10 protein-coding genes and 4 tRNA genes (1 of these 14 cut by a window edge) are annotated in these 12,524 nt (G+C 43.0%); 2 read left to right on the forward strand and 12 right to left on the reverse strand.

From position 1 onward, the window contains the following. On the reverse strand, nt 1-1,228 hold the 5' portion of the coding sequence (gene oadA / locus MP3633_RS14805) for a sodium-extruding oxaloacetate decarboxylase subunit alpha (RefSeq protein ID WP_176336103.1). It extends 566 nt beyond the left edge of the window; 1,228 of the gene's 1,794 nt are visible here — the first part of the coding sequence; its start codon is at nt 1,226-1,228; its stop codon lies off the left edge, out of view. Between the two features lie 32 nt (nt 1,229-1,260). Then, on the reverse strand, nt 1,261-1,512 hold the full coding sequence (locus MP3633_RS14810) for an OadG family protein (RefSeq protein WP_176336104.1): 252 nt from the start codon (nt 1,510-1,512) through the stop codon (nt 1,261-1,263). Nucleotides 1,513-1,663: 151 nt separating this feature from the next. On the opposite strand from MP3633_RS14810, the gene MP3633_RS14815 reads away from it, so the two are divergent. Continuing rightward, a complete protein-coding gene (locus tag MP3633_RS14815; protein WP_244959670.1) occupies nt 1,664-2,671 on the forward strand; it encodes a tRNA dihydrouridine synthase in 1,008 nt (335 codons plus the stop codon). Nucleotides 2,672-2,730: 59 nt separating this feature from the next. On the opposite strand, the gene MP3633_RS14820 is transcribed toward MP3633_RS14815, so the two are convergent. From MP3633_RS14820 to MP3633_RS14860, 9 genes are all read right to left on the reverse strand, one after another. Continuing rightward, a tRNA-Arg gene (locus MP3633_RS14820) sits at nt 2,731-2,807 on the reverse strand. Nucleotides 2,808-2,868: 61 nt separating this feature from the next. Then, nucleotides 2,869-2,945 (reverse strand) — tRNA-Arg (locus tag MP3633_RS14825). Nucleotides 2,946-3,005: 60 nt separating this feature from the next. After that, nucleotides 3,006-3,082: transfer RNA gene (locus tag MP3633_RS14830), tRNA-Arg, on the reverse strand. Nucleotides 3,083-3,143: 61 nt separating this feature from the next. After that, nucleotides 3,144-3,233, reverse strand: a tRNA-Ser gene (locus MP3633_RS14835). A gap of 73 nt (nt 3,234-3,306) precedes the next feature. Beyond that, entirely contained in the window at nt 3,307-3,501 is a 195-nt protein-coding gene (gene csrA, locus MP3633_RS14840) for a carbon storage regulator CsrA (protein ID WP_176336105.1), read from the reverse strand. A 143-nt stretch (nt 3,502-3,644) separates the two neighbouring features. Further along, nucleotides 3,645-4,886 carry an aspartate kinase gene (locus tag MP3633_RS14845; RefSeq protein WP_176336106.1) on the reverse strand — a complete coding sequence of 414 codons (1,242 nt, stop codon included), beginning with the start codon at nt 4,884-4,886 and terminating at the stop codon, nt 3,645-3,647. A 46-nt stretch (nt 4,887-4,932) separates the two neighbouring features. After that, nucleotides 4,933-7,551: an alanine--tRNA ligase gene (gene alaS, locus MP3633_RS14850; protein ID WP_176336107.1), complete on the reverse strand. Its 2,619-nt coding sequence runs from the start codon at nt 7,549-7,551 to the stop codon at nt 4,933-4,935. Nucleotides 7,552-7,760: 209 nt separating this feature from the next. Beyond that, nucleotides 7,761-8,861 carry an alanine racemase gene (gene alr / locus MP3633_RS14855; RefSeq protein ID WP_176336108.1) on the reverse strand — a complete coding sequence of 367 codons (1,101 nt, stop codon included), beginning with the start codon at nt 8,859-8,861 and terminating at the stop codon, nt 7,761-7,763. Nucleotides 8,862-8,870: 9 nt separating this feature from the next. Beyond that, entirely contained in the window at nt 8,871-10,127 is a 1,257-nt protein-coding gene (locus MP3633_RS14860; protein WP_176336109.1) for a D-amino acid dehydrogenase, read from the reverse strand. 196 nt (nt 10,128-10,323) lie between these two features. Between MP3633_RS14860 and MP3633_RS14865 the strand changes: the two genes are divergently transcribed. Continuing rightward, complete coding sequence (locus MP3633_RS14865) at nt 10,324-10,779, forward strand: regulatory protein RecX (RefSeq protein WP_112140867.1); 456 nt, start codon at nt 10,324-10,326, stop codon at nt 10,777-10,779. 89 nt (nt 10,780-10,868) lie between these two features. Here the strand turns inward: MP3633_RS14865 and MP3633_RS14870 are convergent, their stop codons facing one another. After that, nucleotides 10,869-12,467 carry a hypothetical protein gene (locus MP3633_RS14870; protein ID WP_176336110.1) on the reverse strand — a complete coding sequence of 533 codons (1,599 nt, stop codon included), beginning with the start codon at nt 12,465-12,467 and terminating at the stop codon, nt 10,869-10,871. Between the last annotated feature and the right edge of the window lie 57 nt (nt 12,468-12,524).

Consider the following 12,524-nt stretch of genomic DNA (forward strand, 5'->3'; position numbering starts at 1 on the left):
CTGGAGATAGTAAATCCGCAGGGCGACAAGTAATCGCTTCAGCACCATCCAACACTCGAGCCTGAAGCTCCTTATTGAATTCTGCTGGTGCGGCGCCATATTCACCCTTCAAAATACCAGCCGTTTCTTTTGAGATGGATTTATATCGCTCACCCGTCAAGACATTTAACACAGCTTGAGTACCAACAATCTGAGAGGTTGGCGTAACAAGAGGAATCAAACCTAAATCTTCACGAACTTTTGGAATCTCTTTTAATACTTCATCAAACTTATCTGCAGCACCCTGCTCTTTCAGCTGACTCTCCATATTAGTCAACATACCGCCAGGTACTTGAGCAATAAGAATTCGTGAATCCGTACCACGAAGAGAACCTTCGAATTTTGCGTATTTTTTTCTCACTTCGCGAAAGTAAGCCGCAATCTCTTCCAGCAAAGCCAGATCCAAACCAGTGTCTCGATCCGTCCCTTGCAATGCTGCAACAACTGACTCAGTCGCCGTATGCCCATATGTCATCGACATAGAAGAAATGGCCGTATCAACACGATCAATTCCCGCTTCGACTGCCTTTAGAATTGTCATATCAGACAGTCCAGAAGTAGCATGCGCATGTAACTGAACTTCTAACTGCGTTTGCGCTTTAAGCAAACTCACCAATTCAAAAGCATCGTATGGCGTTAAAATGCCAGACATATCTTTAATGGCAATAGAGTCAGCCCCCATATCCTCAAGCGTCTTTGCATAATCCACCCAATTCTGAGTGGTATGCACTCGACTCTTGGTATATGAAATAGTGCCTTGAGCGTGCTTACCTTGCTGCTTAACCGCTTTGATCGCCGTCTCTAAGTTGCGAGGATCATTCATCGCATCAAAAATACGAAAAACATCTACGCCATTAAATGCGGCCCGCTCTACAAATTTATTTACAACATCATCAGCATAATGGCGATAACCTAATAGGTTCTGGCCACGCAATAACATTTGCTGCGGTGTTTTTGGCATTGCCTTCTTAAGCTCACGAATGCGCTCCCAAGGGTCCTCACCAATAAACCGAATACAGGAATCGAACGTTGCACCACCCCAAGACTCAAGCGACCAAAAGCCGACTTGATCAAGCTTTTCAGCGATAGGAAGCATATCGTCAATGCGCATACGTGTTGCAAACAAGGATTGATGAGCATCACGCAAAACGACATCGGTAATGCCTAGAGGTTGCTTAATTATTGTCATGTTCAGCCTCAAAGAAATTAAATATTAGTAAGTTAAGAATTTTTATTGTTTCTATGCTGATGCACCGCAGCAGTAATCACCGCCGTCAACTGCGCATCCACACCAGACGAATTAGAAGCGCCAGCCGCAGGCCGTGCTACTATTTCAGGTAAAACTTCAGGGAAAAAATGATTTAACAGGCGTGACATATAGCCTGTAGCGAAAATCAAGACAACCAGAAACAGAAAAACAAACCCCATCCCCAAGACCATCAACCCCAAACCATCTTCAAATAACCCGCTCATAGCATCGATACCTTTGCTTTCAACTTGTTTGTACTGATTAGATATGCTCAGATGCACATCAAATAATATTTGTTACTCTTCATTAGCTATAATTTTTACCACAAACCAGAACAGTTTCATATTTTTTTTGCATAACAGTTAGACTTATTTCGTGAACAATTCCTCAAAAGCACCCTTACTCTTGAAAAATACCAGTCCAAATAATCAAATAATACTCGCGGTCGCTCCAATGGAAGGTGTCATGGATCACACCATGCGCAAACTGCTTTCACAAACTGGCGGCATGGATTACCTCGTCTCAGAATTCGTCCGAGTCACCCAATATTCAATACCCGCACACACTTTTAAACGCCTTATCCCTGAAAACAAAAACAAAGCAAAAACAGAACACAACCATCCTGTTCATACACAGCTCCTAGGAAGCAACGCCGAGCTGATGGCCGAAAGCGCCTTCAACGCCGTTGCAGCTGGAGCTACTCATATTGACGTCAATTTTGGCTGCCCAGCAAAACGCGTAAACGGCCACGGCGGAGGCTCAGTCTTACTGCAAACTCCAAGCACTCTTTACGACATAATGCACGCCATCCGAAAAACACTACCGACACATATTCCAGTATCGGCAAAAATACGCCTAGGGTACGAGGATGAAATATTACTGTTTGATAATGTTGCTGCGATAGAAAGTGCGGGTACAGAAAAATTAACCATACACGGCAGAACTAAAAAAGATGGCTACAAGCCACCTGCACGCTGGGAAAAAATAGGGGAGATACAAGATAAAACTGAAATGACTGTGGTAGCAAATGGCGACATCATCGATGCAGACTCACTATTAAGATGCCAAGCTATTACAGGCTGCAACCATTTCATGATTGGCAGAGGATCACTTAGCAACCCATTCATCTATCAAGACCTAAGAGCCGCCATTCAAGGTAACACAATAGAGAACCATCAGCGTGAATTAGTCGCGCTTTTCACGAGCTACACAAAAAGCCTACAACAAGACTATGACGAAGTGGCAACACTAGGAAGGCTAAAACAATGGTGCGGACATTTGCGTTTTGAATTTGATGCTATAAAAGAAAACCTACAAACACTAAGGCGCTGCAAAAGCGTGAGTGAACTATCGCTAGTAATAAAATCAATTACAAAAGCATAAAAAAAACAAAAGTCAGAAAATAAAAAAATATATTAGATTAACTAGGAGGGAAGTAAAAATGGTGCACCCGAGAGGATTCGAACCTCTGACCGCTCGGTTCGTAGCCGAGTACTCTATCCAGCTGAGCTACGGGTGCATAGCAATATTTTTGCAAGAAATATTTTAAAGAGGATAGCCTTAAAATACTTTTTTTGAAATGGTGCACCCGAGAGGATTCGAACCTCTGACCGCTCGGTTCGTAGCCGAGTACTCTATCCAGCTGAGCTACGGGTGCATAGCATATTTTTTCACGAAATATTCAAAAGTGGATAGCTTTAAAATACTTTATTTGGAATGGTGCACCCGAGAGGATTCGAACCTCTGACCGCTCGGTTCGTAGCCGAGTACTCTATCCAGCTGAGCTACGGGTGCACTACAACAATTCCAGCCTTTTTAGTTCAGAAAGAATAGTTTCTGAAAAGACAAACTTGAATGGCGGAGAGTGAGGGATTCGAACCCTCGATGAGTTTCACCCCATACTCCCTTAGCAGGGGAGCGCCTTCGGCCACTCGGCCAACTCTCCAAACAAGTGCGGCGTAGTATATACCGCTAAAAAATCATGTAAAGACTTTTTGGCGATTTTTTAAAAAATAATATTAAGAGTCTTGAACATCAGGCTGCTGCTCTTGCTCTTGCTGAATGCGAAGATAAATTTCTTCACGGTGAACAGACACATCTTTAGGTGCATTAATACCAATGCGCACCTGATTGCCTTTTACACCTAATACAGTGACAGATACTTCATCACCAACCATTAATGTTTCACCCACTCGACGAGTCAGAATAAGCATAAAAATATCTCCCTGTAATAGCTTTTAATCGTTATATAGAAGAATTGCCCCACACACACTGTAGGGCAATTCCTACAAAGTTAATTGTAGCTTCTCAATAAAAATTAAACCATCCATAATAACAGGCTTTATGTATCCAATTGTTACGCTTCTCGAACGCTCGATGTCACATCACTCAATTTAAACGCAGAGTGCAACGCCCTAACCGCTAACTCCATGTATTTTTCATCAATAATCACAGACACTTTGATCTCAGAGGTAGAGATCAGTTGAATATTAATTGACTCCGCCGCTAAAGCCCTAAACATAATACTTGCCACACCGGCATGCGAACGCATCCCTACACCGACAATAGATACTTTTGCTATTTTTGCGTCAGAAAGTACAGCAATCGCACCAAGCTCTTTCGCGATACCATTCAAAGTGGACAATGCTTGATTGTATTCATTACGATGCACCGTAAAAGTAAAGTCGGTTGTACCATCGACAGACACATTTTGAACTATCATATCCACTTCAATATTCGCATCACTAATAGGACCAAGGATCCGCGCAGCAATACCTGGAATATCAGGCACACCTTTTAGAGTTAACTTAGCTTCATCTCTATTGAATGCAATCCCAGAAACCGCTGGCTGCTCCATACTATTACTCCCCTCAGTTGTTATCAACGTACCTTCACCCTCAACAAAACTAGACAGCACCCTAAGTGGCACTTGATACTTGCCAGCAAACTCTACAGCGCGAATCTGCAATACCTTAGAGCCCAGGCTTGCCATTTCCAACATTTCTTCAAAAGTGATCTTATCCAAACGTCGTGCACTGTCTACCACGCGAGGGTCCGTTGTATAAACACCATCCACATCGGTATAAATTTGACACTCATCTGCTTTTAAAGCAGCCGCCAAGGCGACCCCTGTCGTATCAGAACCACCACGACCCAGCGTCGTAATATTGCCAAATTCATCTGAACCTTGAAACCCTGCCGCCACGACCACACGCCCAGCGTCTAAATCTGCACGCATCGCCTCGGTATCAATTTTTTGAATTCTCGCTTTACCATGTGCGCTGTCGGTCGTAATACGAATCTGCGAACCAGTATAAGAACGAGCATCAAGACCACGCTTCATTAGCGCCATAGACAAAAGCGCAATCGTAACCTGTTCCCCAGTTGACAACAGGACATCCATCTCGCGCGCACTAGGTGAATCACTAATGCTTTTAGCAAGATCAATCAGCCTGTTGGTTTCACCACTCATAGCAGAAACAACAACAACAATGTCATCACCTTGCTGCTTGTGCTTATAAACCCTATCAGCAACCGCCTCAATACGCTCAGCGGTGCCTACCGAAGTTCCGCCGTATTTTTGAACTAACAACGCCATAATCTTTCCACTACCTACATTCAAGGCTCAAATCGAGCGGACCTACTTATACCCGTTCAACAACCCAATCAGGCACCAATGCCAGCGCATTAGCCAAACCATCGGGATTATTACCGCCAGCCTGAGCCATATCAGGACGACCGCCACCCTTACCATCAACCAAAGGTGCGACCATCTTAATAAGGTCTCCTGCTTTAATTTTTTTCGTTAGCTCTTTAGTAACGCCAGCAATCAAGCTAACTTTGCCATCATTAACCGCCGCTAGTAAAATAACCGCCGACTCTAACTTGCTCTTCAATTCATCCAACAAATCACGAAGCTCTTTTGGATCAGCAACCTCGACCTGAGCAACCAGCAATTTACCGCCCTCAATCGCAACCGCTTGAGACGCCAAATCCGCCCCCGCCAAAGCTGCCATTTTACCTTTCAGTAAATCCAGCTCTTTTTGCAGGCTACGGGCATGTTCATTCAAGGCAACCACCTTATCGAACGCGTTTTCTTTATTACCTTTAACCAACCCAGCCACATTACTTAATAGCGACTCAGTGTGACGAGTACTATCGATAGCCGCTTTTCCGGTTAGCGCTTCGATTCGACGAACACCCGCAGCAATGCCGCTTTCCGTAATGATTTTAAAGAGACCAATATCACCCGTGCGCTTAACATGAGTACCACCACATAGCTCGATAGAATAATCCGTACCCATGGTCAATACGCGCACTTCGCTGTCGTATTTCTCACCGAACAACGCCATCGCACCTTTTTCTTTGGCAGACTCAACGTCCATGATGTCAGTTTCAACAGGTCGATTTAGACGAATCTGCTCGTTTACCATGTCTTCGATTTGCTCAACCTCAACCGCAGTAACGCCTTCAAAATGAGAAAAGTCAAAACGCAAACGTTCAGGGTCAACCAACGATCCTTTTTGAGTCACGTGATCACCCAGAATACGACGCAATGCTTCATGCATTAAATGTGTAGCAGAATGGTTCAACGTTGTTGCCATACGCATCGAGCGATCGACTTCACCAGTCAGCACGTCACCAACCGATAAACGACCTTCTTTTAACTCACCTTGATGCAAGTGCGCCTTCGCTTGTTTCGTCGTATTAGCTACTTTGAACGCACCAGGGCCTCGCAACCAGCCCTTATCGCCGACTTGTCCGCCAGATTCACCGTAAAAAGGCGTACTTTTTAAAACAACCGCTGCAAACTGGCCCACTTCAATAGAATCTACGGAAACACCATCCACAAGAATGGTTTCCACTTCGCATTGACCGGCCAAGTCATCGTAACCTGTAAACTCGGTGACACTGTCGAGCGTTACGCTGCCAGACATATCCATAGAGAAGTTACTTGCAGAACGCGCTCTAGCACGCTGTGCATCCATCGCCACTTCAAAACCAGCTTCGTCTATTTCAAGATTGTTTTCACGGGCAACGTCATTGGTCAAATCTGCAGGGAAGCCAAATGTGTCATACAATTTAAAGACGGTTTCACCTGGAATGATTTTTTTATCGCCCAGCTGTGAAATCGCCTCTTCAAGAATTTTCATACCTTGATCAAGCGTCTTAGCGAACTGCTCTTCTTCTTTCAGAAGAATAGACGCCACACGGTCTTTCAGCTTGCGTAATTCTGGGTAGGCATCGCCCATCTCAAGATCTAACGCGTCTACCAATTTATGGAAGAAAACGCCTTTTTTACCCAATTTATTACCATGACGAACCGCACGACGAACAATGCGACGCAAGACATAACCACGGCCTTCGTTAGAAGGAATAACACCGTCCACAATCATGAAGGAACAAGAACGGATATGATCGGCAATAACACGCAATGACTGAGCACTTAAATCGTCAGTATCCACTAATTTCGCAGCGGCCTTGATTAAATTCTGAAACAAATCAATTTCGTAGTTGCTATGTACGCCTTGCAGAATCGCCGCAATACGCTCTAACCCCATGCCCGTATCAACAGAAGGCTTAGGCAACGGCACCATAGTGCCATCGGCAGAACGATTGAATTGCATGAAAACTACGTTCCAAATTTCAATAAAGCGATCGCCATCTTCTTCCGGCGAGCCTGGAGGCCCACCCCAAATATGCTCGCCATGATCGTAAAACACTTCAGAACAAGGACCACAAGGACCAGTGTCGCCCATCGCCCAGAAGTTATCTGACTGAAAACGTCCACCTTTGTTATCGCCAATTCGAATAATTTTCTCTTTTGGCACACCAATCATGTCATGCCAAAAATCAAACGCTTCATCGTCGTCTGCGTAAACAGTCACAAGTAGCTTTTCTTTTGGTAATTTCAAAACGTCAGTTAGAAATTCCCACGCGTAAGTAATGGCTTCTTTTTTGAAATAATCACCGAAGCTGAAGTTACCCAACATTTCAAAGAAAGTGTGGTGGCGCGCTGTATATCCCACGTTTTCGAGGTCATTGTGCTTACCGCCCGCTCGAACACAACGCTGAGAGCTGGTCGCACGTGTATATGGGCGCTGATCTTCGCCCAGAAACACATCCTTAAACTGAACCATACCGGCGTTTGTAAACAGCAAAGTTGGGTCATTGCCCGGAATCAATGAGCTGGATTCAACAATCTGATGTTGCTTACTTTCAAAATACGATAAAAATGACTGGCGTAATTCAGAACTCTTCATAATAGGGTGAGTCTCTATCTCTATTTTCTAGACGAATTGGATTGCGTGAATGGCAGAATAATTAAAACCTATTCGATGCAACGAAAAGCACAAAATAGTACACGCAAAGGATAGGTGTTTTCAAAAGAAACCGTAGGAATTTAGAGGTTATTTTGTGCAATTCTTAAACTAAAGCCTCTATTCCAGAAGAATTGAGGCTTTAGTGAGCGCTAGGATTTGATTTCGCTAACCGTATGGTACTGATAACGAGGCCGAGTGGTCATTCTAGTCACCAACTCATAACCAATGGTACTGGCATAATCCGCGACGTTTTCAACCGGAACATTTCCTCCCCACAACACAACCTCTTGACCAATTTCAAAAGACTGACTGGCATCAGCAAAACGGATCGTAATCATATCCATCGATACTCGCCCAGCCAACATGGCAGGAGACGCGTTCACTTCTAATGGCGCACCGCTTTGGGTATGACGGGCATAACCATCACCGTACCCGACAGCAACCGTGGCTAACTGGTGATCTTCTGCTGCTTCATAAGACAGACCGTAACCGACTTTCTCACCTTTTTTCAAAGAACGTACAGAAATAACCTTAGATGACAATATCATTGCTGGGGCCAACCCCAACTGCTGACCCGTTAAGCCAGCAAATGGGGAAATGCCATATAACATGATTCCTGGGCGAATCCAGCCGCCTTCAGGGATGGCCCACTTCATGATCGCCGCTGAATTCGCTACACTTGCCTCTATGGTGCCTATTTCTTGACGCGCTCTTTCAAAATACGTCAGCTGCTCCATGGTCGCGATATCAGATAAATCATCCGCACAGGAAAAATGTGTCATTAACAACACATCACCCACTTGATTACTTTCTCTGAGCTTTTTAACCAAATCACATGCGCCCGCTTTATCAGCACCCAATCTACGCATACCAGAATCTAGCTTCACAAATATTTTTTCAATGTTTACTTGGCTAGCTAACAACCAATTAAGCTGCTGAGTGTTTTCAATTGCCGCCCAAAAGCCATGCTGTTCGCACAACTTCCATTCATATTCTTCAAAAACCCCTTCAAGCAACATAACCGGAGAAACAATACCTGCCTCACGCAGTGCCATCGCTTCTTCTATCGCGGCAACAGCAAACGCATCTGCTTCATTATCAAGGTGTCGAGCAACTTCAATCGCACCGTGCCCATAAGCATTACTTTTTACGACAGCAAAGGCTTTACACGTCGGCTGAAGCTTTTTGGCATAACGATAGTTCTGCAAAATAGCATTCAAATCTATCGTTGCGGTTAGTGGCCTTGCCATTTCAAGTCCTTATTTCTTATAACGTTTAACAGACAAATCCTGAGAATTGATCTGTGTTTCATCACCAGCAATGATATCCGCAATAACAGCTGCAGAACCACAACTCATTGTCCAACCAAGCGTTCCATGGCCTGTATTCAAATACAAACCATCAATACCGCTAGCACCAACAACCGGTGTGCCATCTGGTGTCATCGGACGCAACCCAGTCCAATACTCAGCCTCTGAGAGGTCACAGCCTTTACCAAATAAATCATTTACAACATGACTAATCGTCTCTGTTCTGGATTTAGGCAAGTCCAAATTATACCCAGTGAGCTCAGCGGTGCCCGCAGCACGAATACGATCACCAAGACGCGTTACAGCCACCTTGTAAGTTTCATCCATCACCGTCGAAATTGGCGCATAAGCAGTATCTAAAATAGGAACCGTCAAGGAGTACCCTTTCACTGGATAAACAGGAATATCGATATCACACGCTTTAAGCAACTCCTTTGAATAACTACCCAAACAAACAACAACGCTATCAAACGCTTGCAGGCCTTGCTCTGTGATAACGCCATTCAATTTATTCGCTTGGGTACTCAATGACTTAATATCCGAATTAAACTGAAAGGTAACCCCAATTTCTTCACACGTTTCTTTAAGCGACTGACAGAACAAATAGCAGTCCCCTGTCTCATCTCCCGTCAGTCTAAGGCCACCTTTAAATTTATCGATAACACTTCGAAGACCAGGCTCAACCTGAGCAATCTGATCTGGTGTTAATACCTCATGAGGAACACCTAATGCCTTCAATACTTTGATGTCTTTTTCTGCTGCATCAACCTGCTCTTCTTTTCGAAAAAGTTGCAAAGTTCCACCTTGCCCATCCTGATACTGAATTCCAATGTCTTTTCTTAAGGATATAAATTGATCGCGACTGTATTCTGCTAACGCCATCATTCTGGATTTATTTACGCTGTATGCATCGTTATTACACTGCCCCAGCATTTTTACCATCCAGCTTATTTTTTTGATTTCTGGCTCAGCACTCACCCTTAATGGAGCATGTTTTTGCATTAACCATTTAATGGCTTTTAGAGGGATACCTGGCGCAGCCCAAGGAGCCGAATACCCTGGAGAAATCTGCCCAGCATTAGCGAAGCTGGTCTCTAAGGCTACACCAGGCTGACGATCAATGACCGTAACCTGAAAACCTTTTTTAACCAAATAATACGCAGTAGTAAGGCCAACAACACCAGCGCCAAGCACGCAAATCTTCATAGAAACACTCCAAATAATGGCAAAGTCATATCACCCATAATTACATAAGATTTGTAGTTTTATCATCTTATTTAGAGCATATATTAAGAATAAAAAACCAAAATAAATGTAAACTAAAGTTGAATGAAATATTTAAGAAAAGACGGCATTAGCCTGATAAAATACCCACATCACAAAGACACAAAGAATAAACGACATGAAAGAACAAAAAATATCAGCACTTGACCAAGCCCTGTCACTATTAAGCCATAGAGAGCACAGCTCAAAAGAACTGGCCACTAAATTAAAAGTAAAAGGGAACACAGAAAATGAAATCAGTTCGACTATTACACACCTTCAAGACATAAATTATCTCAATGATCGGCGCTTCACTGAAGTTTTTATAAGAAGCAGAATAAGTAAACCCCTTGGCGTGAACCGAATACTACAAGAGCTCGTTCAAAAAGGCATCGACAAGGCTGAAGCAAAGGAAGCTATTACAGATGCAAATGCTGACTGGTTCGAATTAGCAAAGAAATTAAAAGAAAGAAAATTTGGAGAAGAAGCTAGTACAGACTTCAAAGAAAAAGCCAAACAGTCACGCTACCTACAATATCGTGGTTTTGACTTCGAACAAATAAAATACGCCATATCCCCATCAGATGAATACTAAAAAAGAATATTTTTAAAACGTACAACCAAGCCATTTTAAATGGCTCAGAGTATTAGCAGAGATGTATTAGCTAGTACGGTAGAGCAGTTTTACAACCCATCCTCTTTAGCCATCAATGCCGCCAGATAGCGCTCCTCCATTTCTACATAGTTTTTTTGAACAGACTCAATTTTTCCATCCAATTCATCTATCTTACCCTGTAGTTTAGTAAATTCTTCCGATTGAACTTGCACATCGTACAAATCAACCTCTAGGCGCTTTCGCTCAGCCTCCAATTCATTATTAATCTCGTGAAGATTTTCAATTTCCTCTAAGTCTTTGTTAATCAAAACATCCATTTTCAGACTTTCATCGTTTGCGGTTTCCATAACCGAGTCTGGATGAAGCAACTTATGCTCAAGACTTTCACGCAAGACCTGCGCCTTCTCCAAATCCATTTCCAGCATTTCTACATAAAGCTCAGACTCATTCACCATTAAGCGCAAAGAACTCAGCTTTGAGGCCTGCTCACTCGCAAAAGCATCAGACTCTTCAGTAAATGAGTCTTGATGAAGCAAATCCTCCATTTTTTTCATGGTGTTGCGTTCTTCATCAAAAACACCATATATATCCATCCCTTGAGTGAGATCTGCACCCTGTTTTTCAAGCTGAGCTTTTTTCTGCCTCAATGCTTCATCACGCTTAACTACATCAATATTTAAATTATATTTAATCGCCTGTAAGCTTTCCAGCTTACCTTCTAAGCGCTTAACCACTCGGCTACTTTCTAATAGCGATTTTTCTAGCCTAGCAATATAAATGTCATAGGCACCAATGTGTTTTCCATCGCCTTCATGATCCAACTTAGCCTTACGAACATGTTCTTTTAAATCTGCAATGATGGTTTTTTGATAAGCAGCTAATTGCTTAAGGTCTGCCACTTTATCGTCCAACTCAGAACGAACAGAATGTAAGAAAACAGATTCGTCGGCATCACTTAAAAATGCTTCTAGAGCATCAACGTAAAGCGCGTTATCACCCTCTTCCTTAACTTCAGCTAAGTGAAGTTTCAACCGTTCTGCAAATTCACACATACTTGCCATTTCAGCTCGAAGCAAGGCAAGCGCCCCATCCAACTCTCCCTCTTTAGCCAGTTGCCCTTGAAGTGTTTCGAGCTGTAAATTCAATTCAGATGTGACATTTACTTGGGAAAACACTTTTTCGCCAGTTCTTTGAATAACCTTATTAAGCTCTCGCAGTAAAGTTTGATTCACTTTTAGAGATTTCAAAAGTTCATCAACTTCCTGAGCTCGATCAATTTTGTCCAAAATACCTTTAAATGCCCCCAAGAGCGCTAACACGTCCGAATTAGGCACCGATTGCTCAATAACATGTATTTCGACATCCAAAAAGATTGCCCAACAAGACAAAGCGGCACGCCCCTGAAAGTCAGACTTAGGTAAACCTTCAAGAAGCTGAGCACAGATACTTCGCTGTTGATCCAGCAAAGTCAGCCACTGTTTTTTTTCTTCGGCTGATGCATCTTTCAGATCGTTTTTTAATCTCTTTCGTTTACTAGATTTATCATCAGCAATACCATCAGTTTCAGAAACTGACTTTTTTAGCGATAAATACCGCCTCAAAACAAATATAAATATCACTAAAAAAAGCACACTTGATGCAATAAGTCCCCATTGCCAAATCAACATATTCTCAAAATCCCGTTTAACACAAAAAACCAGAAAAGAACCTTAGTGGCGACTACA

Origin of the sequence: Marinomonas primoryensis (assembly GCF_013372285.1) — a bacterium.
GTDB classification, from domain to species: domain Bacteria; phylum Pseudomonadota; class Gammaproteobacteria; order Pseudomonadales; family Marinomonadaceae; genus Marinomonas; species Marinomonas primoryensis.

What these genes read in the sequence shown, in the direction of transcription:
- MP3633_RS14810 (WP_176336104.1), bottom strand. Translation starts at nt 1,512, where the DNA reads ATGAGCGGGTTATTTGAAGATGGTTTGGGGTTGATGGTCTTGGGGATG.
- csrA (WP_176336105.1), bottom strand. Translation starts at nt 3,501, where the DNA reads ATGCTTATTCTGACTCGTCGAGTGGGTGAAACATTAATGGTTGGTGAT.
- MP3633_RS14845 (WP_176336106.1), bottom strand. Translation starts at nt 4,886, where the DNA reads ATGGCGTTGTTAGTTCAAAAATACGGCGGAACTTCGGTAGGCACCGCT.
- alaS (WP_176336107.1), bottom strand. Translation starts at nt 7,551, where the DNA reads ATGAAGAGTTCTGAATTACGCCAGTCATTTTTATCGTATTTTGAAAGT.
- alr (WP_176336108.1), bottom strand. Translation starts at nt 8,861, where the DNA reads ATGGCAAGGCCACTAACCGCAACGATAGATTTGAATGCTATTTTGCAG.
- MP3633_RS14860 (WP_176336109.1), bottom strand. Translation starts at nt 10,127, where the DNA reads ATGAAGATTTGCGTGCTTGGCGCTGGTGTTGTTGGCCTTACTACTGCG.
- MP3633_RS14865 (WP_112140867.1), top strand. Translation starts at nt 10,324, where the DNA reads ATGAAAGAACAAAAAATATCAGCACTTGACCAAGCCCTGTCACTATTA.
- MP3633_RS14870 (WP_176336110.1), bottom strand. Translation starts at nt 12,467, where the DNA reads ATGTTGATTTGGCAATGGGGACTTATTGCATCAAGTGTGCTTTTTTTA.